Genomic DNA, 25009 nt, shown 5'->3' on the forward strand with positions numbered 1-25009 from the left:
ATTTGGTAATATTTCACAGTGCTTTGCCATTACGATATTCTGAAATGACCGACAATATCCGTTCTCTCCTGTAGGATATCTTCTTCATAATTCTTCTGATACGGATCATTATGATGAATCACATATGGTACACCTTCCACATTCCGTCTGTCAGAAATTACCCCGATATGATTCTTGAACACTACAATGTCGCCGCCCTGCCATTGTTCAATGTCATTTACATCCGTGGTCAGACTGGTCGCTGTATGTTCAAAATATATTCTCAGGTTCTTTACTCTTCGGAAATCAATATTTTTATCCGGCTCATCGATATCATAATCCTTCGGATTCGTTCTGATATCTTTGTCTACCAGTTCCCGCAGGTCATATCCGCTTTTCTTAAGCGCATATCCGACAACATCTGTACAGACACCATATCTGTCATCCGGATAACCGGTCTGATAATATCTGCTCTTGTAAACCGGCCGCTTCTTCACATAAACCAATGCATTCTTCAAAATATCGGTCTGATCATCCATACCGTCACCATCTTTATCCACACTGCTATGATACGGTGTGATCTCTGTGCCGTTGTATTCATTCTTTGGCCGGTCTGTCTTCGTCAGTCCTACCACATCACGTTCTGCCAAAAATCCGCCAAGGGTCAGCCAGATGATAATAGCGATTGGAACTAAGATTCGGAATTTCATCTTTCTTGTCTTATGATGAAATACAATCATTCCTGCAAACGCACCAAATGCACCGCCGACAAACGCAATCCCTATCAGCACTGCCTCTTTAATCCTCCACTGATGATGCATTGCTTTCGCTTTATCCGTTCCATATAAAATAAATGCAATAATATTTACTGCAACGAGATAATAGGATATCGGTGTCGCCGCTGTAAGTAATTCTGCCATCTTCTGCTCCCCTCCTTCATATCTCCATTGTATCTTACCTTTGGTTCGCTTTCAATCAGAAAACAGATAATTTTCTTCACCAACTATATACAAATACACGCCTTTCATCTATACTCTCTTCTACATCACAGTCTGATACAAGAGCACCATGAGCGGCATTGTCACAATGGATAATAATGTCGTCATAACATTGATCGCACTGGCATATTTCGAATCATTTCCATACACCTGACACATCTGTGTGATCGTTGAAGCAGACGGTGTGATCACCGCAAGAAATACGATAAGCAGTAATTTCTTTCCATCCGAATGTATGTTCACAAGCCCGCTTATCTTTAAAATCATCAATGATATCACAGGTATCACGACCAGTCTCAGAAATGAAATAAAATACACTTTCACATTTTCAAATATACTCTTCAGATTCATCTCTGCGATCAGCATCCCCGTTACGATCATACTTGCCGGACCGATCATACTGCCCACAGAACTTAAGGTCTGATTTACAATTTCCGGAAGCCTGATTCTGGTAAAAAACAGCACAACTCCGGCAAATACCGAGATCATATTGATATTGAATACAATCTTTTTCCAGTCCCACTTTCCTTCCCGGCTGATCGTATTCTTGCCATGCGTCCACAGAAATACCAATTGGACACTCATGAACACACAACCGTATAATACCCATTCTTTTCCCAGAATAAAAGTCACCAGCGGTACGATCAAATTGCCCGAATTCGAATAATAGATGGATGTCATCTCTACTTCATTTAGTTTCAATACCTTTCCAACACCCCACACTGCTGCCAGTAATATAACCTGTAATAATACCGACGCTGCAAATACCAGCAAAAGTTCCTTCACCTTTTCACTCGTATAATCCACCTGAAATGCATTGATGATCACACACGGAATAACTAGATATAATACAATTTTAGAAATAACTTTGCTGTCTTCTCCCTTTAACAATCCTGTCTTTACAATAATATATCCCATCAGTATCATAAGAAATAGTTCTGTGATCTGTTCCATTAAAAGTATACTGATTTCCATAATAATCTCTCTTTCCTTTTACAGTTCTATCGAAAATCATATACACTTTCCCGATAATTGTCAATCTCACAAAATCCTGACATTCTTTTATTAATCATACTTATATTGACATGTTATTTATCCTATATATATTGATTCCTTCTATCCATAAAGCTATAATAGTGTTTATAAAAATATAAAATAGGCAGTATAAAATACAGGGAGGAACTTGAGATGAAATACAAGAATATTATTTTTGACTTTGGAAATGTAATCGGAAAATTTAAAGGAGACTATATCCTGGGGAAATTTGCTTCTACACCGGAAGATTATAATATTCTTGCTGATGCCATTTTTAAAAACTGGGTAGCTTTAGATGCCGGAACTATCGACTATGACCAGAATGCCGAAGATACGATTGCAGAACTTCCGGACCGTCTGAAAGATACTGCCCGCGATTTTTTCGAGAACTGGTTCCAGTATGTCGATCCGCTTCCTGAAACATGGGAATTCATCAAAGAGTTAAAAGCCCGGGGAGTTCCGATCTATCTGCTTTCCAACGCTTCTACCAGGTTTGCAGAACGTGCACCGGAAGATTATCCGATCCTGAAAGAATTCGATGGCATCGTCTTCTCTGCACCTCTAAAGATGGCAAAGCCGGGACACGATATTTATTACCATCTGTTCAATAAATATGACCTTCTACCAAGTGAATGCTTCTTCATCGATGATACGGTGGAAAATGTCATTGCAAGTAAAGAACTTGGAATGGAGAGCATCTTGTTTACGGGAGATATTGAGGCCGTTAAAAGGGCAATTGAGTTTTAATCAATTGCCCTTTCTTTAATAAACGCTTCTCAATCCCGTTACAGATACGCTTTACCATTGCCGCAACCATATTGACGGCTGTCGACACCGCACCGAGAATGATCAGAACTGAAATGAGAGGTGTCATAAATCCACTTCCGGATGTTATGTAAAAAAATACTTGATTTTTAGCTTTTCGTTCGGTATAATTCATATTCGGACAAAAAAATAAGATAATTTTGGTTTAATTGGAAACGACACAAGTGTATGCTTGATTAACGAACAACACAAGTGTCTTTTTTGTACCCATTTTTAAACATTTCATAAAAAGGAGAACAAAAATTATGCCAAAAACTTTATTTCAAAATGTTATTTTTACACTGATGATGTCTTTTCTGATGGTTTACGTTATGATTTGTTACAATATCTGCCTGAATGTGGGCGGAATGAGCAATGAAGTATTCCTGATGGCTTTCGGCGAACTGAAGATCATGTGGCCGGTTGCTTTCGTTCTGGAATTTGTCTTTGTTGACAAGCTTGCACATATGCTTGCATTCCGTATCGTTACACCACAAGACAGACCAATCTTCATCACTCTTGCAATCTCTTCCATGATCGTATGCATCATGTGTCCTTGTATGAGTCTTGTTGCAACGATTCTGTTCAAGAACGCAGGAAGTAATGTAATCGCCACCTGGTGTGAAACAACATTCATGAACTTCCCGGTTGCTTTCTTCTGGCAGATCTTCTACTGCGGACCATTCATCCGTCTGATCTTCAGAAAGATGTTTCCTGAGAAAGAAAACGTTGCCGCTTCCGCTGTAACCGAATAATTGATACAAAAAAACCGAGCCTGTTTCTATACAGTGCCCGGTTTTTCTTTCTTCTTATTCTGTTCTTCCTGTCTATACAAAAAGCAATGCTATATTCAACCCTGTTACAATCACAGCAATCACCAGAAGCAAAAAATTCAAACGTCTGCTGTTCACATATTTTCCCATTACCTTTTTCGAAGCCGTCAGATATATCTGTGTAAATATTGTAACTGGAAGCTGGACGGCAAGCAGCATCTGGGAATATACCAGACCTTCGAATGGCTGTCTGATAAACAGGATGATCACCGCCGCCGGAATCATCGTCAGCAGTACTCCTCTTTTTGTTTCCTTTGTCTTAATATCATATGGCTGGTTAAAGATTCCGGAAAATATCGTTCCACCGGCCATTCCTGCAGTGATACTGGATGAGATACCAGCCAGCAAAAGTGCCAGTGCGAAGACCACCGTTGCCGCATTCCCCAACAAAGGCGACAGCATCTTTCCCGCAACAGTCAGATCATCCACCTGTTTTCCACTTCCGTTCTGATAAAGCGTCGCTGCCGCCATCAGGATCATCGCACTGTTGATTGCCCATCCAATGATCATGGAAAATAATGTATCTTTAAATTCATACTTCAACTGCTGCTCGATTACCGAACTGTCTTCCAGATTCCACTGTCTGCTCTGAATAATCTCCGAATGCAGAAACAGATTATGCGGCATCACCACCGCCCCTAATACGCTTAAGATCACCGGCATGCTTCCCGACGGGAATGACGGTTTCACCCATCCGACCACAGCTGCTCCCCAGTCGATCTTCGCAATTCCAACTTCGAATAAAAAAGAAAATCCAATCAGCGACACGAATAATATGATCAGTTTTTCTATTCTCTTATATGCATTCGTAAATGCACAGAATAATACCAGAACCAGGATCAGGATACTCCCCAGTCTGATTGGTATATGGAACAACATCTGCAGCGCAATCGCTCCTCCGAGTATCTCTGCCATCGCCGTTGCTACCGCCGCAAGCATTGCAGTCAGAAGTATCAGGTCTTTTAACAGCCTTGGCATATATCTGCTTGCCGCTTCCGACAGACACAGTCCGGTTGCAATTCCCAGATGTGCCGCGTTATGCTGCAGTACGATCAGCATAACTGTAGATAATGTCACCATCCATAATAACTCATATCCGAAACCTGATCCCGCCGCAATATTCGAAGCCCAGTTTCCCGGATCTATGAATCCTACTGTAACCAGAAGCCCCGGCCCCAGATAACGCAGGAAATTAAGTGTCTTATTCTTGGATTTCCGCTTCATATATAATGAACTCCTTTACTTAGTAGAATCCAAGTTAGTTGCAACTAACTTAGATTCTACTAAGCATTTTCATCTTTGTCAATTCATTATATGAATATCATTTCTCATTTAGAAGCAAAACGCTGAAAAATCCGTCCTCACAGGTTAAATAGCTCTTGTGTATTTCTTCAGCCACTCCTGCTCTTCCTCGTTCAGGTAAGGAGCAATCACTTCGTATACTTTTGCATGATAATCATTCAACAGTTTCTTGTCTTCCTGTGTCATAATATCCGGATTGATCGCATCCAGATCCATTGGAATCAGGGTGATTGCTTCGAAGTACATGAACTGACCATATTCATTCAATGTTCCTTTGCAGGTCAACAGTTCGTTCTCCAGACGGATTCCGTGAGATCCTTCAATATAGATTCCAGGCTCATCTGTGATGACCATGCCTTCCTGTAATACTTCTGTCTCACCCTTACGATATTTCCAACGGAAACCTGCAGGTCCTTCGTGGATGTTCAGAAGGTATCCGACTCCGTGTCCTGTACCATGGTTGAAGTTTAAGTCTCTGTCCCAGAATGGTTTTCTTGCAAGGATGTCAAGAATCATACCGGTAGAACCTTCCAGGAATTTTGCACTGCCAAGCTGTAAGTTACTGATCGCAACCAATGTGAAGTGATCTTTCATGATCTGCGGAACTTCGCCGAGTGCGTAAGTTCTGGTTACATCTGTGGAACCTTCATAGAATCCAGCTCCTGTATCCGTTAAGAATAACTGTCCTTCTTTTAACTCTACATCTGTCTCCGGTGAAGATGTGTAGTGTACGATCGCACCATGCTCTCCAAATGAAGAGATTGGTTCAAAGCTTGGACGGATAAATTTGCCCATCTCAGCACGGAATTCATCCAATTTATCAGATGCGCTCATCTCTGTGATCCTCATCTTGCCAACATTTTCTTTCAGCCATTTCATGAATCTTACATGCGCAACACTGTCTTTGATCTGTGCCTTGCGGATGTTCTCGATCTCAACCGGGTTCTTGATCGCTTTCATGAGAATTGCCGGATTTCTCTTTTTTACTGTCTTAACATTTTCAGGAATATTGTTGAACAATGCATAATTCAGTTTTCCAGGATCGATCATTGCAACCACATCACTGCCAAATTTCTTCACATCTTCGTAAATGTCGTTGTATGGGTGTAAGTTTACGCCATCTTTTGCAAGTTTGGCTTTTAACTTGTCATCTAATTTTCTCTCATCGATATACAGCTCGAAACTGTCCATTGTGATGATTCCGTAAGATAATACCAGTGGGAAGAAGTCTATATCATTTCCACGGATATTTAACGTCCAGCAGATGTCGTCGAGCGTAGATACAACGTGCACATTGGTTCCTGCTTCTTTCATCTCTTCACGGATTCTTGCAAGTTTGCTTGCAACAGTTTCTCCGGCATATTTTACATCCAGATTAAATGCAGGCTCTTCGGATAAAACCGGGCGGTCTTCCCAGATCTCATCGATTAAGTCTACCTGATAATTTACTTTTGCATTCTTCTTCCCAGCGATGGCTGCATAACCTTCTCCTTCACCGACAGATACGACTCTTCCGTCGAATCCAAGTGTCTCGCCTTCCTTTAATACCTCTTCAATATATGCATTCATCTCTGGCACACCAGGCTCACCCATTTTCATAAGTTCTACAGTTGTCCCCTCCAACTGTGCTGTTGCCTGGATGAAGTAACGTCCGTCTGTCCAGAGTCTTGCTTCTGTCTTTGTGATCACAGCTGTTCCTGCTGATCCTGAGAACCCTGTAATGAACTTTCTCGCTTTGAAATGTTCCCCAACATATTCACTCTGATGAAAGTCGGCAGTCGGTACTACATACACATCAATGTTCTTTTCTTCCATACACTTACGAAGTGCGGAAAGTCTTTCTGGTACTGTCATGTTTTTGTTCCTCCTTGATATATACAGTGTATTGTTATTATAACGCATTTCTTATCTTTAATCTTCTATTAAATCAGATAATTTTTCTTATCTTTCATAAGTAATACTTCTTTTGAATGGATGACAAAAAAAGACTTTAGAATAGATTTTTCCGAATCCCTTTTAAAGTCTTTTTTGCTAATATTATTCTATTTATTTTTATATCCGTCCGGCTTTTCCAAGTTCCACCATCACTGGTGTAAGCCCTGCAACATCCCAGCCCTCAAAACTGATCATACGTAACGCACGGAATAATAACTTCACCGTCTCAGATTCTTCTGTCTGATCTGCATGATATAATTTTGCTGCAGTCTGGCAGATTACCATCAGGATTGTATTCTTAAATGCTCCGATTTCTTCGGATTCTTTCCACAGATTCTCCATATCATAATCATCTGTATTCCCGCATGGCGCGGCGCAGGTCACACATCCCGGTGAGACTGTGTACTTTTCATTTCTGACTTTTTCTAACATCTCACTCATGTCAAAGATACTTGCCGACCAGTCTCCGGCCATTGTCAGTGCTTCTAAGAATACCCGGTCGGTGCTCTCTGTCTTTTCGTTATTTTCACAGGTTCTTGCAAGCCCGATGACTGCACCTGTCAGTTTCTGCCTGATCTCTTCTGTCATGATTTAGCTCTCCTTCTTAGACGGTATCAAAAATATAAATATCATAGAACTCACAAACAGCAAAAATGGATAAAAGAGCTTCGGCATGATCTGAAATGCCGACACACGATATCCCAGTTCACTTGCCGCAGAGATTGCTACCAGCATCTGCGCTCCATAAGGAATAATCCCCTGAAAAATACAGGAAAATGTATCCAGTATCGAAGCTGCCTTTCGCGGTGTGATCCCATATTCTTTTGCCATATCCTTCGCGATCGGATTCGCCATGACAATTGCCACCGTATTATTCGCCGTTGCAATATCCATCGTTCCGACCAGAAGTCCCATACCAAACTGACCGCCTTTGCGGCCTTTGAATACTTTGTGGATTCCTGCCAGCAATGCATCAAAACCACCATATTCACGGATCAGTGCACACATCGCTGCTACCAGGATTGCCACCATACTCGTCTCGAACATCCCGGAAGCTCCGGAACCCATATTGGCAAGCAGATCTGTCGCCGCAATGTGACCGCCGGCCAGCATAATAATAGAACCAGATACAATCCCGATCAGAAGTACCACGAATACATTGATCCCAATAATTCCTCCTATGAGAACCAGTACATATGGAATAATCTGCACTAAGTTATAACTCTTACTTACCCGTCCTGCAATATCCGTCTGAAATGAAAGAACCAGGATCAATACCAGCGTTGCAATAGCTGCCGGAAGTGCAATTCCAAAGTTCTCCCGGAATTTATCCTTCATCTGACATCCCTGTCCGTTACATGCTGCGATCGTTGTATCTGAAATAAAAGAAAGGTTATCTCCGAACATTGATCCTCCCATAACCGAACCGATGCAAAGTGCCATGTCAAATCCCGAAGCCTTGGATACGGACACTGCGATCGGCGTGATCAATGTAATTGTCCCAACCGACGTTCCCATGGCAACCGACACAAAACAGGCTACCACAAATAATACCGCAACTGAAAATCTTGCCGGAATCAGTGACAACATGAAATATGCCACACTTTCCGCACTGCTTCTTCCTACCACTCCGACAAACGCCCCAGCCGTCAGGAAGATCAGAAGCATTGTAATAATATTCTTATCAGCAAGCCCCTGCGCCATGATTTCCAGCTTTCCGTCAAAACTTATCTTGCGGTTCTGCAGGCATGCCACCAGAATCGCTGCAAGAAATGCGATTATGATCGGAACATTATAGAATCCCATCGGAATCTTCATTACATATTCAAATGCGATTCCAAGCCCCAGATAGATACACAAAAATACGCCTATCGGCAGTAATGCTGCCACATTTCCTTTTTTCATTCTTCTTTATCCTCTCATTCCTTTTTTCTTCTAACCGATTCCTCCGAGAACAATTCCAAGGATCAGTACAATAAAACATACCGGTACATAAAAATATTTACATATTGTATAATACTGTTTCGTAAATGGTGTCTCTCTTCCTGTATTAACCTGTTTTTCCACGAATGCCTTACCGCATACCCAAAAGAACATGATTCCTGCAAGCCCGGCTCCAAGCGGACAGATATAGATAGACAGCACATCCATCCAGTCTGACACGATGCCCTGGATCAGCAGGGACACGATCACTCCCACAATTCCCGTAAATGCACATGCCGGCACTCTTCCAAGCTTGAATTTTTCCTGCACCGTAGCGATCGGAGCCTCATACAAGTTGATCAACGATGTCATACCCGCAAGTAATACCGCAACAAAGAAGATGATTGCGATCAGCCATCCTCCAGGCATTCCTTTGATCAGATTCGGGAGAAAGATGAACAATAGTCCGGGACCTCCCTGATCCAACTGCGCTCCCGTTGTTGCCATCGCCGGAATGATAACGAGTGCGGCAAGAATTGCTGCAATCGTATCAAATAATGCAACTCTTCCTGCAGAAGCCGGAATGTCCTCTTCATCCGAAAGATAAGATCCATAGATCAATGTTCCATTTCCTGCTACCGACAGGGAAAAGAATGCCTGACCAAGTGCAAAGATCCACGTTGCCGGATCTTTGAATGCCTCTGGATCTACTCTGAAAATATAACGGTATCCTTCACTTGCTCCCGGCTGGAATCCGACATAGATTCCCAGAATCACGAACAATGCGAAGAATATCGGCATCATGATCTTATTTGCTTTTTCAATGCCGCTTCCGACACCTAACATCAGAATCAGCATACAGGCCACAAGCGCAAGTATCTGCCATATATTATTACCAAATGCTGACGCCATCTTACCAAATGCCGCCCCGAATTCATCCACATTTTCAGGCGAAAGTGTTGCTCCTGTAAATGTTCCAACGGCATATCTTAGGATCCACCCCATTACAACCGTATATCCGATCGCCATGGCAAGTGATCCGAATACAGGGATCATCCCCAGTGCTTCTCCGACTTTTCTCTTTCCTTTTTTCTCACAGGCAAGTCCAAATGCATCTATTGGACCGGCCTTTGCCGCACGCCCAAAACTCATCTCCCCGATCACTCCCGTCGAACCGATCAGTATTACAAATATAAAATACGGTATCAGAAATGAACCGCCTCCATACAATGATACTCTTGTTGGGAACATCCAGATATTTCCCATACCGACCGCTGAACCGATACAGGCACAGATAAATCCCCATCTGCTGCTAAATGATTCTCTTTTATTCATAATTTTCCCTCTCCAGCCATTGGGGACGGGGTTTTTGGTCTTTTTACTGTCCCTGCCGGCTCAAAATATTCCATACACATGGTAGATTTCTCTATTTTAGCATGATTGCTATAAAAACGTCAAAAAAAAGGGGATATAAACTTATCCCCTTAGTGTCGCCACCATCCTTTTCGGCATTGCAAGCACATCCAGTGCTTCCTCTATCGATCTGGTACAGATATCAATATTTATGTAAGTTTTTTCGGAATTTTGCCTTACTCTTTCAATTCTACCTTAGATTGCATCCAACGCATTCGAAATATCTGCAATCAGATCCTCTTTATCTTCCAGACCAAGACTGATACGAATCAGTTCAGCCGGTACTCCTGCCTCTTTTAACTGTTCATCCGTCATCTGTCTGTGTGTAGACGTTGCCGGATTCAGACAACAGGTTCTTGCATCTGCTACATGCGTCTCGATCGCACCAAGCTTTAATGTCTTCATAAATGTAGACGCTGCTTCTCTTCCACCTTTTAATCCGAACGATACAACACCGCATCCTCCGTTTGGAAGATATTTCTGTGCTCTTTCATAATATTTATCAGACGGAAGTCCGGAATAGTTCACATATGCTACCTTTGGATGTGCTTCCAGGAATTCTGCAACTGCCTGTCCGTTCTCTACGTGCTTCGGCATACGTACATGCAGGGATTCCAGACCAAGGTTTAAAATGAATGCATTCTGTGGTGACTGCATAGATCCGAAGTCACGCATCAGCTGAGCCGTACATTTGGTAATGAATGCACCTTCTTTGCCAAATTTCTCTGCATATGTAATTCCATGATAGCTTTCATCAGGTGTGCAAAGTCCCGGATATTTATCTGCGTGTGCCATCCAGTCAAAGTTGCCGCTGTCTACGATTGCTCCGCCAAGTGCAGCTCCGTGTCCGTCCATATATTTTGTAGTCGAATGAGTTACAATATCTGCTCCCCATTCAAACGGTCTGCAATTGACTGGTGTCGGGAATGTGTTATCTACGATAAGCGGCACACCATGTGCATGTGCCACTTTGGCAAATAATTCAATATCCAGTACGGTAAGTGCCGGATTGGCAATTGTCTCACCAAACATTACTTTTGTATTTGGCTTAAATGCTTCATTTAACTCTTCTTCTGTTGCATCCGGTGACACGAATGTTACATCGATTCCCATCTTTCTCATCGTTACATCGATCAGGTTAAATGTTCCACCGTAAATGGATGAAGATGCTACAATGTGATCTCCGCACTCACAGATATTGAACAGTGCGAAGAAATTGGCTGCCTGTCCGGATGAAGTCAACATCGCTGCCGTTCCACCTTCCATCTCTGCAATCTTTGCCGCAACCATATCATTAGTCGGATTCTGCAATCTGGAATAAAAATATCCTGACGCTTCCAGATCAAATAATTTTCCCATATCTTCACTGGTTGCATATTTGAATGTTGTTGACTGTACGATCGGAATCTGTCTTGGTTCTCCGTTTCCCGGAGTATATCCGCCCTGTACACATTTTGTTCCTATTCTGTATTCATTCATGAATTTTCCTCCTTAGTGCATGTTTTTTCACGCACTCACTAAATCATACCTTTTTAGTATACTTTAGCACTATATCGAGGGAATTTCAAGGAAAGATAATAAGACTAATTTATCGTCTTCTCAAATCATACAATGGGTTCTTGCCGAAGAACATGGGAATAAAGAAGAATCACAAACGAAAGAGGATGAAGTAATACGCCCCTCGTCTAATTAACAGGGAACATATTACTTCATCCTCTTCCACCTGTGATTCTTTTTATTTCATATTATTTACTCGATCGCATCCGTCTCAATCACAAATTTTACATTACCATCCATTGCTTTATCCTTACCGCTGAATGTACTATATTTGCAATTTTCTGATGTCAGTACATCGATTCTGTCAAGTACATCACCAAGTTCATCTTCCACGGTGCTCTTCAACTTGCTTGTTCCTTCTTTGTCAAATTTCGCCATGCCTTCTGCAAGCTCTTTTGCACCTGACTGAAGTTCGGAAGCTCCGCTTCTAAGTGCACCGCTGTTGGCTGCAAGTGTTGCAGATCCGGAAGACATCTGGCTTCCCAGTGTATTCAGCCCGCTTGCCAACTGATTCGTTCCACTCTGAAGTGTATTGACACCGGCTACTAATGTCGGGCTGTTGGATTTCAGTTTATTTGCACCGCTTACCAGAGAATCATTGTATCCACTTAACTGGGCAAAGCCTTTATTCAGGGCTGTGATTCCCTGGATTGCTGTCGGGAACTGCGCTGATGTGGCTTTGTTCAATGCAGCCAGGTTACCATGCAGTGTTCCGATCGCACTGTTCAGTCCCTGCATACCTGCATTTAACTGGTCTACACTTCCTGTTAATGTACTTAACTGCCCTGCCTGTGCAAGAACACCTTCCGCATCTTCGATACTCTTCAACTGCTTCTGTAATTCCGGAAGTGCTGCTGCCAGCTCTCCCGAAGACTTCTTCAAAGTATCTGCATTCGTCATGATCGTTGCCGCACCTGCTTTTAAGGAATCTACATCTATTGTCGGCATCTTTGACGTATCAATGCCTGATAACTCTTTGAGATTCTGTACGGAATCTGTGGAAGCTTTTGCGCTCTTCAGTGCACTGATCGAACTCTGTAATTGTTTTGCTTCCTCGGAATTCTTATCTGAGATTCCTGCATACTTCGCTTCCAGTGCGCTTATAGATGCAGCAATCGCATCGGAACTGTTCTTTGCTGTTGTCTTTGCTGTTGTAATTGTCTGATTGTCAGATGCAACTACATCATTGATATTCTTACATGCATTCTGTAATGCTGTCTGCGCTGCATCAATATTTGCTAGAGCCTCCTGCATACCATTTAATGTCTGAGCAATTGTTGTAAGTGGTGCCTCGATACCATTTGCAAGTGTTCCGCTTAATGTCTTAGTCTCTGCCATCAATGTATTGCCGGTTGTTACCATAGCATTTACCTGAGACATCAGACTCTCTACTTCTTTCGTTCCGAGTGTTGCTTTCATCTGTGCTGTTCCTGCTGCCAGAGCCTTGGAGGCTGCCTGAAGGTCTTCTGTGGTTCCACCCTCACCATTCGTTGCTGCCTCAAGCTGGGAGATTGCACTTTGCACCTGCTTCAGTCCCGCACTAAGCTGTGTCAGCTGTGAAGCTCCTGCTGCCAGCTGCTTCTCACCGTCTACGTAACTGCTTACACCATCTGCCAGTGTATTTACGCCATCCGTATAATCCTGTACCCCTTTGACAACTTTATTCACACCATTCACATACTCTGTAACGCTGCCGCTTAACTCTCCGTTAGAACCAAGATATTTCTGAATACCGGCATTCAATGTGTCAACACCTTCTGTATAAGTATTCACACCATCTGCCAGTGTTCCTGCACCATCTGCCAGTGTATCGGAACCACTAACCAACTGAAGTGCCGCATCTTCCAGATCATCCAGCGCTGTCTGCAGATCATCTACATCTGCAATGTCATCCATATTCATATCATCCAACAGATCAGATAATGCAACTGTATAAGTAGAAGACATTGTAAAATCTGTTACATCTGCTTCAATACTTAAGCTTTCCGGAATCGTAACTTTGTCACTTTCTTCACTGCTCAAGTTCAGGCTGTCTTTTAATCCCGGCATTCCGAATCCGACCACGATATTCTTATTTCCATCGGAAATAATCTTGCCGTTATCAATCGTTACATTGCTGAATGTCTCATTCGGAAGTATCATTCCCGTCATCATCACGAACGGTGTATATACTTCTGTATCTTTTCCATCCAACGATACATTCTGTTTTTCATTATTCTTATAATCAACGGTAATTTTCAAATGTCCGCTCTTACCCTTTAACTCAGACGGCTTCATCTGTTTTCCGTCCAGATAATAGTTCAGTTTTACTGATACCGGAAGTTTCTTATCTGTCGTTCCCTGATAATAGATGTCCTCACCGTCTGTAGCCCAGGTCAGTTTATCTCCGTCTGACGTATATTTTTCATCACCTTTTACATTCTTGATATCGCTCAGTGTGCTCTCGTCTTCCAAATCTCCGGATACACTTCCTGAATTCTTAAGCCAGTTGGATACCGTTACTTTATCTGTCTTGCCGCTTGCTTTGGCATTCACATATACCGTCTCTTCTTTATATACCTCGCTGTTTGAAGTTCCATTTGCCGCGAAAGCCGGTGTTACACCCATCATCACTGACATTCCGACTGCTACAGATGCTGCAACTTTTCTTTTCATTTTCCTATTCTTATTCATAATTCCTGCTTCCTTTCTTAATTATGATGGATTGTTAATAACAGGTTACTTTGCTTCATTTGTCTGTGCCTTTGCCTTTTTCCCAAGAAATCCGATGGATGTCTTACAAATTAATTTGTCAAATATCATAAACATTGCCGGCAATACCAGAAGAACTACGATCATACTGATAATTGCTCCTCTTGCAAGCAATGTACAGATCGAACCGATCATCTCAACCTGTGAGTAGCAGGCAACTCCAAATGTTGCTGCAAAGAAACTAAGTCCGCTGCTGATAATGGACGGCATGCTTGTTTTATGCGCAATGCTGATTGCTTCCATCTTATCTTTTCCAAGGCTTCGTTCTTTTTGATATCTCGTTGTCATCAGGATCGCATAGTCAACAGTTGCACCTAACTGAATGGCACCGATCACGATACTTGCCACAAACGGAAGGCTGATTCCCTGATAATACGGAATTGCCATGTTGATCATAATTGCAAATTCGATAACTGCCACCAGAATAACCGGCAGTGAAATCGATTTGAAAATAATCAGAATGATCACAAATATCGCTGCGATAGAGATAATATTAACATTAACAAGATCGACATCCGTGACATCCTGCAGATCTTTCATCAGAGGCGCTTCTCCGATGACCATTCCCGTCTTATCATATGATTTTACAATCTTATCGATCTTTTTAATCTGTGTATTGACCTGATCCGTTGCGGATTCGTATTCTGTACTTACAAATGCCAGTTCATAATCTTTACTCTGCAGCATCTTCCGGACATCCTTTGGAATTATGGAATCCGGTACACTAGGCCCGATAAGTGAACTCATACTGATGGTCCATTTCACGCCTTTTACTTTATCGACCTTATTCAGCATCTGCTGTTTTTCCTTTGCATCCATGTTCTTATCCATCATGATAATATGCATGTTGCTTGCCCCAAAGTCATCCTTTACTTTTGCAATTGATACATTACTGTTCAATGTTGCCGGAAGTGAATCTGCAATATTGTAGTAAATCTTTGTATGGTTATTTCCATAAATTGCCGGAAGTAAAAGTATAAGGAATGCCGCGATCCATACTTTATAGTGCTTTGTGATAAAGGCTGATGGACGATCCATATTACTTAACAGCAATTTGTGTCTTGTCTTCTCGATTGGTTTATCAAATACAAGGATCAGTGCCGGCAGGATCGTTACACAACAGATAACGCCGATCACAACTCCTTTTGCCATTACGATACCAAGGTCACGTCCGAGTGCGAATGTCATAACACACAGTGCGATGAATCCGGCTACGGTAGTAACGGAACTTCCGACTACTGATTTGAATGTGTTGGCAATCGCATGCCCCATGGCTCTTTCTTTCTCGCCAGGGAATCTCTTCTTATTCTCTTCATAACTATTCAGAAGGAAGATGGAATAATCCATCGTTACACCAAGCTGCAGGACTGCTGTCAATGCCTGTGTGATATAAGAAGTTTCACCAAGTATAATATTACTTCCAAGGTTATACAGAATCGCAAGTCCGATACTTAACAGGAACAGAAACGGAACAACAAATGATCCTGATGTAATCTCCAGAACTACCAGACTCAGAAGTGCTGCAATTACTACATAGATTGGAAGTTCTTTCATTGCAATATTCTTAATATCTGTAACGATACCTGTCATACCGCTGATGAAACACTGTTTATTCGCAATCTTACGAAGCTGTGTCAGTGCCTCCATGGAATTATCGGATGATGTCGTATCATCGAACAATACCAGCATCATCGTGGCATCTCCATTGATAAACGCTTTTCTGATATCTTTTGGGATCATCTCAGTCGGAAGACTGATATCTGCCACATCGTCATACCAGAGTACATCCTGGACGTGCGGCACTTTTTCAAATTCCTTTTCCAGTTTCTGTACATCCTTCATATCCATATTCTCGACTGCGACCATGGAGAATGCACCCATTCCAAATTCATCTACCAGGATATCCTGTCCTTTTACCGTCTCCAGGTGATCCGGCAGGTAACTCAGCAGGTCATAATTTACTTTTGTTTTTGCGATGCCGATTATTGACGGAACAATTAATAAGACTCCTATAAGCAGCACCAGTATTCTGTGTCGGGCAATCCATTTGCCAACTTTGACCATTCTTTCCATCTCCTCTTATTTTCTTTATGCATTTATTATTATAATCAAAAATGACTAGTAGTCAATATTTTATTTAAATTATTTTTTTTATTTCGTTGATAATCTTTATCCATATTAGCGCACACTAAAAAAGAAACAGCACATCCCGTGTTGTTTCTTTTTTGTTTCTATTCTATAAATTTGTTATTTCATGCATTTCAAGAGCAGTTTAATGTGCTGCTGCCTCTACATTTCCGGCAGCTTTTTCTTTTCGTTTGTCATGCATTGCAAATAATCCGGCTAACAGAGTTCCTGAGATGGAATGCCATGTACAGGATACCGCACAGATAATTGCAGATTCCGGTGTAGATGCAAACTGGGCAGTTGTAGTTGCAAGATTCGTTGCAAGTCCGGCATTCTGCATACCTACTTCGATAGAAATGGTTCTCTTCTTTGACGTATTCATACCAACCAGTTTTCCTGCTCCATATCCAAGCAGATATCCAAGCCCGTTGTGCAGTAATACTGCTACGAAGATCACAACACCTGACTGGAAGAACTTGGCTCCCTGTGAAGATACCACACCGCCGACAACACATGCAAGTCCGAGAACAGCAACTCCCGGCATAACTTTCTGAAGTTCCCGGAATATTTTATTCTTTCCCAACAGATAATTTAATAAAAATCCAACACCAACCGGAAGGATAACAGTCTCAATGATTGATACGAACATCGGAAGTCCCTTGATCGTAATCTGTGTACCGCTTGCCAGTAAAGATACCATGAGTGGTGTCATAACCGGTGAGACCAGTGTGGATACTGTTGTCATTCCTACAGAAAAGGCTACATCCCCGCCGCACAGATAAGACATGATGTTGGAAGATACACCTCCCGGACAGCAGCCTACAAGAATCAGCCCAAGTGCGATTCCATCCGGCAGATTCAATACCTTTGAAAGCGCAAATGCAAGGAATGGCATGATCAGATACTGCGCAACCGCACCAACACAAATGTCAAACGGACGCTGTGCAAGAATCTTAAAGTCTTCCGTTGTAAGTGTCAGTCCCATACTGAACATGATAATACCAATGATAATAGACTGACATGTGAACTTGTTCGATACCATGTCTGTGAACAGTGCCAGATTTACCCAGCCCATCATAGACGGAAGGAAAAATGTAACCACTGCGATTGCGATTACAACAATTGACGTGTAGTCTGATAAAAATTTGCTTGCTTTTTGTAATGCTTTCATTACTCTTCTCCTCCTTTAAGCAATCACTGTCCACCAAAAAAAAATCCCTTTCCAGAATATACTCTGAAAAGGGACGAAATCTATCCGCGTTACCACCCTAATTCTGTAGAATCTTTCTACAGCTCTCATTCACGTACCATCATACATGCTCCCTGTAACGGGGGATACCGGCGAGGTTTACTTTGATATTGCTTTCAACCCGCTTCTTAGAGAGGATATCCTTATCTGCTTATTACCTGCTTCCACCAACCGCAGGCTCTCTGTGAAATAACGATAGATACGGCATTGTTCTCATCAACGAATTTCGGTGAACTATATGTGTTTTTACAAGTCCTTATTATAAACCTGTCATTTCAAATGTCAAGTATAATTTTGCATGATTTTGCATGATTTTGCATATTTTTTCATCTCATCTTGCAAAATACTCCTTGCCTTCCCGGATTTTTACTCTCCGATCCTTGGAAGATTCCATCTGTAATGAGCCGCAAGAAAACGTATCAGCATAACGATCAGTGATGACACCACCATCGCCGGAAGTTCTCCGTAACTTCTGTATATGATCACACATATCCACGCCCCCGCAATGGATGCGCATGCATAAATATGTTTCACAAATATATACGGCGCAACTCCTGCCATCGTATCACGCAAGAGTCCTCCTCCGACTCCCGTCATTGTACCAAGGAAGACCAGCAGAAATGTATTATCGATATAGCCGCAGCTGATACCTTTTGTCACTCCCATCGCCGAAAAGATTCCAAGTCCTACAGAATCCATTGCCAACATAAGTTTATCATAGACCTCACCAAAACCATCCTGCAGATATTTCCTGCGGAAATATATAATACAAAACACAAGCACCGCAGCAAGTACGGCATAGATCACATATACCGGATGCAGAAGTGCCGATGGCACCTTCCCAAGTATAACATCACGAACCATACCTCCGCCAACTGCCGTTGAAACACCAAGCACGATCACTCCGAATATATCCATGCTGCACTCAATTCCAACCATTGCCCCCGATGCTGAGAACGCTACTGTTCCGATCAGTTCGATTGCAAATATAATCCACTCCTGAATATCCATCTTGTTTTCCCCATCTTGTCTTTTATTTTTTGTAAATTTACTGTCCTGTTCATGCTCTGTCATTCTATTTCCGAAGGTCTTCCAGCATCTCTCTGACCGTCTTCCCATACACCGGATGACGTTTATAAGGTGCAATCTCATGCAAAGGCTCCAGTACAAACGCTCTCTTATGCATCTCCACATGTGGAATGCATAAAGCATCCGTCTCTACAACCAGATCGTCATAGAATATAATATCCAAATCCAGTGTTCTCGGTCCCCAATGTATGATTCGTTCTCTTCCTGCCTCTTTTTCAATTCGGTTCAGCTCTTTTAATAACTCTTCCGGATATAATAATGTCGAAAGCTTCAGACAACCGTTTAAGAAATCCGGCTGATCCGTCACTCCGTACGGAGGTGTCGTGATAAATGTCGATACCTTCTCCACCTTTGTATTCTTTATCTCATCCAGCGCCTGTACCGCGGCTTCCAAAATGCTTCTGCTATCCCCCATATTCGATCCGAGCGCAATATATGCCGTATGCCATTCACGCTCAATCTCTACACTGACCGTCTTAAGCGGCAGTCCGACCGGTGCCCACGGTTTCTTGATCTCAATCTGCACCTTCTGCAGACCTGCTATACGCACCAGCATCTCCTCTGCCAGTCCTTCCGCAACCTTCTCCAGAAGCTTAAACGTATGACTTTTCAAATACTCTGTGATAAATGCACTTGCTTCTCCATAATGGATAGATGCAGTCAGCTCATCTGTCAGTCCTGCCCGTCTGGTATCCGTATACATAACCGCAGACACCACAAATTTCTGCCCCAGTACATTTTCCTCCGGAAACACACCATGATTGGCAAATACTTCCAGATCTTCTATCTTTATCTTGTCCGGTTTCATCTCATTCCTCACTCTTTCTATACTTCGTGTCCCCGCATGATTGCTTTCGTCATCTGAATGGCTCTCTTATTTTTCTCTACATCATGGACGCGTACGAATGCACATCCCTTCTGTACCCCATATACGGTCGTAACCATCGTACCTTCTTCCCGCTGCGTCACCGGAAGATCCAGCGTCAGTCCGATTACGGATTTTCGTGATGTTCCGAGCAATACCGGATATCCAAGTTCATTTAATATCTCCATCTTATCGATAATCTCCAGGTTCATCTCATAAGTCTTTCCAAATCCGACACCGGGGTCAAGGATGATCTTGTCATCCTCAATGCCTGCTGCTTTTGCAAGTCTTACACATTCTTTCATATCATCCATGAAATCTTTCAGAAAGTCCTGATATTCCGCCTTTTCCCGATTATGCATCAGACAGCATGCAGCCTGATACTTTGCGATCACACTTGCCATCTTCTTGTCATATTTTAATCCCCAGATGTCATTGACAAGATCTGCACCTGCCTGAAGTGCAGCCTCTGCGACATGGCTTTTGTAGGTATCGATCGACACCGGTACATCAAATTCTTTCTTAAGCACTTCAATAATTGGCGTCACTCTTGCAATCTCTTCTTCATCCGTGATCTGGATATGTCCCGGACGCGTAGATTCCCCGCCTACGTCAATGATATCTACACCTTCTTCAACCATCTGGTGTGCATGTGCAATTGCCGCATCCATTCCGTTAAACTTTCCTCCATCGGAAAAGGAATCCGGCGTCACATTCAGGATTCCCATAATGTATGTATGATTTGCTGTATCAAAATTCTTTCCACCTATGATCATATTATTATCTCCATATTTTTCTCTTCTTCATTCCAGTTACACTTCTTCTCTGCCATGCAGGAAAGACACATTCTGGAACGTTTATCACTTTCATAGAACAGTTCCTCTATCGGCTTCATATGCTCATGCCGTCTGCGGTGTCCCCTGACTGCCAGACAGATCAGTGCTTTTTCTTCATCCGTAAATGTAAAACCAGTCGGAAGAGAATCCAATATCCGCCTTGCTATTCTCTCTCCTGCGATCTCATGCGGAATCTGCTGTCTGTACTGAAAAGATTTGCCAATATCATGCAGCACCGCCGCTACGTAGATCAGTTCCTTATCGAATCCAAGTCCTTCTTCCAGATTCTTAATGTAAGCAATTCTTGCCACATCCAGAAGATGGTTCATCTGATGACAACAGAATACCCTATCCGTCTCACATTCACAGATACGCTTATAGTATGTCTGATACACTTCATGATTCACCACCGCATTCAGACGGGGCATCCCTTTTTGTCTTTCTGTTACTCTTTTCATCTACATCTGTATCTCTTTCTTTTTATCGTCCAAGCATCCGGAAAAATCTCTCTTCCAGTACCAGATCTGTCTCAAATACACCGCGTCTTGCAATTGTCACAGTCTGGCTTCCCGGCTTCTTGATCCCACGCATTGTCATACACATATGCTCTGCTTCGATCATAACGATAGCCCCTTTCGGCTGCATATACTCCATCAAAGCATCAGCAATCTGTCCGGTAAGCTGTTCCTGAAGCTGCAGTCTTCTTGCGAATACCTCCACGGTACGGGCAAGTTTGCTTAATCCTACAACTTTCCCATCCGGAATATAAGCAATATGTGCTTTCCCATAAAATGGCAGGAGGTGATGCTCACATGTCGAATAGAATGTAATATCTTTCTCTATTACCATCTCATGACTGTCAACGGTAAATGTCTTAGAAAGATGTTTTCCTGCATCCTCATCCATACCTCCATATATCTCTTCATACATTCTTGCGATCCGGTCCGGTGTATCAATCAGTCCTTCCCGGTTCACATCTTCTCCCATTCCTTCCAGGAGCAGCCGCACTGCCTGTTCTATCTTCTCATGATCTATCATATTCTTTCCTTTCTCTGCGGATTCTGTACGCATCCTTCCATACACCGGATTACTTCACTTAGATATGACAATGAACCACATGCGATCACCGCGCGTTTCCCACTGTCTTCTGTTGCATAAGTGTACGCTTTTGCAACAGCATCTCCAATACTCTTTTCTGCGTACACGCTCATCTGTTCTGTCATACAGTCTCTTACACATTCTGCAAGCTTCTCTGCCGGCAGTGTACGTTCCTTATTCGGCAGATCTACCGTATACACCCGCTTTGCTGACGGACACAGAATCTGTACGATCTTCTCATATTCTTTATCTTTAAATACACCCATGATCAGGATAAGTTCCTCTCCCGTAAAATACCGTTCAATGGATGTCTTAAGCTTCTTCGCAGCATCTTCATTATGCGCACCATCTACGATCACAACCGGATCTTCAGACAGACAAGTAAAACGTCCCGCCCATCTCGTTGCATCAAGACCGTCCCTCACTGCTCCTTCCTCAATCTGATATCCCAGCTTCCTGAGGCTTTCAATTACTTCTAGTGCCACAGAAAGATTTTCTCTCTGGCACTCTCCTGCAATGTGGTTCTGCATATGTGCATATTTTTTATATGAAAATGTAAGTCCTTTATAATCTTCTTTTTCGATACTCATCTGTTCCGGCTCTGCTTCTGTGTATATACAGTTCAGACTCTCTGCTTTCTTTCGCAGGATCAGTCTGACATTCTCCTGCTGTCTTGCTGACACTACCGTACATCCCGGTTTGATGATCCCGGATTTCGTCTGTGCGATCTCTTCCAGGGTATCTCCGATCACCCCCAGATGATCAACACTGATCGTTGCAAATACTGCGCAAACTGTATTCTTAATTACATTCGTCGCATCTGTCTCTCCGCCGAGACCAGTTTCCAATACAACCAGATCACATTTTTGTTTCTTAAAATACAAAAAAGCCATCGCCGTCTCTACTTCAAACACTGTCGGAACAGGTTCTCCTTTACATACAAGCCGGTCAATTGCTTCTTTTATCTCTTCCATGATCTCTGCAAATTCTGATTCAGAGATCCATTTCCCATCTATCTGTATCTTCTCCAGATAAGAAATGACTGTCGGTGAAACATATCGCCCGGTTTTGTATCCTGCCTTACTTAATATCATTGAAGTGTATGCAAGCACAGATCCTTTTCCATTCGTTCCTGCAATATGTATGAACTTCAGATCATCCTGGGGGTTCCCAAGTTCACGCAACAGACCTCGAATCGTATCTAAGCCAAGTACACTTCCGTATTTCGACATCTCGTCCAAATATACCCTCGCTTCTTTATAGGTCACGTCTTTATTTTCCTTTCATCAAAAAAATAGTGCTGTCAAACAGACATTTCTGCCTAACAGCACTATCATACCACTATTGAATCACACTAACAAGTGATTGCTTCTTTAATTTATTAGATATTCAACAGATCACTGAACACCTTCAGTGCACCCTCTGTCTCGTGTGCAAGTACACGTTTTGCAAGTACTTTACCAAGCTGTACACCTTCCTGGTCAAAGCTGTTCACATTCCATACAAATCCCTGGAACATGACTTTATTCTCAAAATGTGCAAGAAGTGCACCGAGAGATCCCGGATTTACCTGCTCTCCGATAATGATGCTTGATGGACGTCCGCCTTCGAAATTCTTATTACGGTTCTCATCGGATTTACCACATGCAAATGCAACGATCTGGGCAGCTACGTTTGCACAAAGTTTCTGCTGGCTTGTGCTGTCCTGGATCACAACATCTGTTTCCATCTGGCTGTTCTTGTATCCAACGAACTGTAACGGCACGATATCCGTTCCCTGATGCAGTAACTGATAGAATGAGTGCTGTCCGTTTGTTCCAGGTTCTCCGAAGATGACCGGTCCTGTAGGATAGTTAACCGGCTCACCGAAACGGTTGACAGATTTACCGTTAGATTCCATATCCAACTGCTGTAAATGTGCAGGGAAACGGCTCAGTGCCTGGGAATATGGAAGTACGGCCGTACTTGGATATCCTAATACATTTCTCTCATATACACCAATCAGTGCATCCAGCATTGCAGGGTTCTTGAATACATCTTTGTTCTTAGAAAGTGCATCTTCTGCTGCAGCACCATCAAGGAACTGTGCAAATACTTCCGGTCCGAATGCCAGAGATAATACAGCGCCTCCAACTGCAGATGTAGAAGAATAACGTCCTCCGATATAGTCATCCATGAAGAATGCTGCAAGATAATCGTCACTCTTAGCCAGCGGAGATGTCTCACTTGTAACAGCGATCATGTGCTTAGAAGCATCCAGTCCCGCATTCTTCAGTGCATCTTTTACAAATGATTCATTGGTTAATGTCTCAAGTGTTGTTCCTGATTTTGATACCAGTACGAAGATAGAATGTGCAACATCGATAGAATTAAGTACAGCTGTCGCATCATCAGGGTCTACGTTACTGATGAATTTGGCTTCCATCTTGAATGTGTCATTCTTCTTAGCCCAGTTCTCAAGTGCAAGATACATTGCACGAGGTCCGAGATCGCTTCCACCGATACCAATCTGTACAACCGTTGTAAATTTCTCACCGGCTCCGTTTGTGATCTCTCCGGCATGTACTTTATTGGCAAAGTCTGCGATTCTTTCCTGCTGTTCTGTATAGAATGTACGCTTGTCCACTCCGTCAGCCTCTACAGCTTCTCCAAGCTGTCCACGTGTCATGTGATGAAGTACCAGACGTTTCTCTCCTGTGTTGATCACTTCTCCGTTGTAAAGTGCTTCAAATTTCTCTGCCAGCTGTGCTTCATCTGCTAATTTTGCAAGTGCTGCCAGTATTTTATCGTCAACCTGCTTTGCAGCATAGTTATAAGTAAGTCCTTCTGCCATCGGAACGCTGTAATTCTTTACTCGTTCTGCTCCGCTTTCTCCTGTCATTGCTTCTACAAGATTTACTCGCTCAACTTTTTCAAGTTCTTTGAATGATGCAAGGGTATCTAAGTTGTTCCAGGTAATCATAATATTAGATTCCTCCTTCAAAAAATAAATATGATCTTTACGGTCATGAGTCCGGCCGTATTTCTCGTTAATTTTAGCACATTTTCAGTATAATAACAATTAAAAAGCAACCAACATATGTTGATTGCTTTTACCTTTTATATATACCTTCAAAACTGCATACAAGAAATATTTTCTTTCATCCTACCTATCACCTTGCTTGGTCATGCCCTCGACCGATTAGTATCAGTCAGCTCCATACATTACTGTACTT

General features: G+C 42.5%; 20 protein-coding genes and 1 other annotated feature. Of the genes, 2 read left to right on the forward strand and 18 right to left on the reverse strand.

What is annotated here, in order from left to right:
• Positions 1-29: 29 nt before the first annotated feature.
• Both GT508_RS14920 and GT508_RS06700 read right to left on the reverse strand, forming a co-directional pair.
• Positions 30-899, reverse strand: a complete 870-nt coding sequence (locus tag GT508_RS14920; protein WP_161143832.1) for a DUF1287 domain-containing protein — start codon at positions 897-899, stop codon at positions 30-32.
• Between the two features lie 120 nt (positions 900-1019).
• Positions 1020-1952: an AEC family transporter gene (locus tag GT508_RS06700; RefSeq protein WP_161143833.1), complete on the reverse strand. Its 933-nt coding sequence runs from the start codon at positions 1950-1952 to the stop codon at positions 1020-1022.
• Positions 1953-2165: 213 nt separating this feature from the next.
• Between GT508_RS06700 and GT508_RS06705 the strand changes: the two genes are divergently transcribed.
• Both GT508_RS06705 and GT508_RS06710 read left to right on the forward strand, forming a co-directional pair.
• Positions 2166-2759, forward strand: coding sequence for an HAD family hydrolase (locus GT508_RS06705; RefSeq protein ID WP_161143834.1), 594 nt, complete (start codon positions 2166-2168; stop codon positions 2757-2759).
• Between the two features lie 323 nt (positions 2760-3082).
• Entirely contained in the window at positions 3083-3571 is a 489-nt protein-coding gene (locus GT508_RS06710; RefSeq protein ID WP_161143835.1) for a DUF2798 domain-containing protein, read from the forward strand.
• A gap of 72 nt (positions 3572-3643) precedes the next feature.
• On the opposite strand, the gene GT508_RS06715 is transcribed toward GT508_RS06710, so the two are convergent.
• From GT508_RS06715 to GT508_RS06790, 16 genes are all read right to left on the reverse strand, one after another.
• On the reverse strand, positions 3644-4873 hold the full coding sequence (locus GT508_RS06715; protein ID WP_161143836.1) for an Nramp family divalent metal transporter: 1230 nt from the start codon (positions 4871-4873) through the stop codon (positions 3644-3646).
• Between the two features lie 144 nt (positions 4874-5017).
• Entirely contained in the window at positions 5018-6805 is a 1788-nt protein-coding gene (locus tag GT508_RS06720) for an aminopeptidase P family N-terminal domain-containing protein (RefSeq protein ID WP_161143837.1), read from the reverse strand.
• Positions 6806-7003: 198 nt separating this feature from the next.
• Positions 7004-7474, reverse strand: coding sequence for a hypothetical protein (locus GT508_RS06725; RefSeq protein ID WP_161143838.1), 471 nt, complete (start codon positions 7472-7474; stop codon positions 7004-7006).
• 3 nt (positions 7475-7477) lie between these two features.
• Complete coding sequence (locus GT508_RS06730; RefSeq protein ID WP_161143839.1) at positions 7478-8791, reverse strand: Na+/H+ antiporter NhaC family protein; 1314 nt, start codon at positions 8789-8791, stop codon at positions 7478-7480.
• A gap of 30 nt (positions 8792-8821) precedes the next feature.
• Positions 8822-10144, reverse strand: a complete 1323-nt coding sequence (locus GT508_RS06735) for a sodium-dependent transporter (protein ID WP_192934788.1) — start codon at positions 10142-10144, stop codon at positions 8822-8824.
• 273 nt (positions 10145-10417) lie between these two features.
• A complete protein-coding gene (locus GT508_RS06740; RefSeq protein ID WP_161143840.1) occupies positions 10418-11701 on the reverse strand; it encodes an O-acetylhomoserine aminocarboxypropyltransferase/cysteine synthase family protein in 1284 nt (427 codons plus the stop codon).
• Between the two features lie 270 nt (positions 11702-11971).
• On the reverse strand, positions 11972-14452 hold the full coding sequence (locus GT508_RS06745) for a hypothetical protein (RefSeq protein ID WP_161143841.1): 2481 nt from the start codon (positions 14450-14452) through the stop codon (positions 11972-11974).
• 45 nt (positions 14453-14497) lie between these two features.
• The gene (locus GT508_RS06750; protein WP_161143842.1) at positions 14498-16594 is read right to left on the reverse strand and encodes an efflux RND transporter permease subunit; all 2097 of its coding nucleotides are present in this window, start codon (positions 16592-16594) and stop codon (positions 14498-14500) included.
• A gap of 208 nt (positions 16595-16802) precedes the next feature.
• On the reverse strand, positions 16803-17828 hold the full coding sequence (locus GT508_RS06755) for a bile acid:sodium symporter family protein (protein WP_161143843.1): 1026 nt from the start codon (positions 17826-17828) through the stop codon (positions 16803-16805).
• 66 nt (positions 17829-17894) lie between these two features.
• Positions 17895-18135 (reverse strand) — a binding site (T-box leader).
• Positions 18136-18272: 137 nt separating this feature from the next.
• Positions 18273-18917, reverse strand: a complete 645-nt coding sequence (locus GT508_RS06760) for a trimeric intracellular cation channel family protein (RefSeq protein WP_028088091.1) — start codon at positions 18915-18917, stop codon at positions 18273-18275.
• Between the two features lie 64 nt (positions 18918-18981).
• Positions 18982-19803 (reverse strand): 2-amino-4-hydroxy-6-hydroxymethyldihydropteridine diphosphokinase, encoded by an 822-nt coding sequence (gene folK / locus GT508_RS06765; RefSeq protein WP_161143844.1) that lies wholly within the window; start codon positions 19801-19803, stop codon positions 18982-18984.
• 17 nt (positions 19804-19820) lie between these two features.
• On the reverse strand, positions 19821-20636 hold the full coding sequence (folP, locus tag GT508_RS06770) for a dihydropteroate synthase (protein WP_006428047.1): 816 nt from the start codon (positions 20634-20636) through the stop codon (positions 19821-19823).
• Positions 20633-21154: an HD domain-containing protein gene (locus GT508_RS06775; protein ID WP_006428046.1), complete on the reverse strand. Its 522-nt coding sequence runs from the start codon at positions 21152-21154 to the stop codon at positions 20633-20635. Before GT508_RS06775 ends, folP begins: the two co-directional genes overlap by 4 nt.
• A gap of 22 nt (positions 21155-21176) precedes the next feature.
• Entirely contained in the window at positions 21177-21734 is a 558-nt protein-coding gene (folE, locus tag GT508_RS06780; protein ID WP_207705844.1) for a GTP cyclohydrolase I FolE, read from the reverse strand.
• Positions 21731-23026 (reverse strand): bifunctional folylpolyglutamate synthase/dihydrofolate synthase, encoded by a 1296-nt coding sequence (locus GT508_RS06785; protein WP_192934790.1) that lies wholly within the window; start codon positions 23024-23026, stop codon positions 21731-21733. Before GT508_RS06785 ends, folE begins: the two co-directional genes overlap by 4 nt.
• Before the next feature lie 149 nt (positions 23027-23175).
• Positions 23176-24756, reverse strand: coding sequence for a glucose-6-phosphate isomerase (locus GT508_RS06790; protein WP_161143846.1), 1581 nt, complete (start codon positions 24754-24756; stop codon positions 23176-23178).
• Between the last annotated feature and the right edge of the window lie 253 nt (positions 24757-25009).

Origin of the sequence: Dorea sp. BIOML-A1 (assembly GCF_009875615.1) — a bacterium.
Taxonomy (GTDB): domain Bacteria; phylum Bacillota; class Clostridia; order Lachnospirales; family Lachnospiraceae; genus Dorea_A; species Dorea_A amylophila.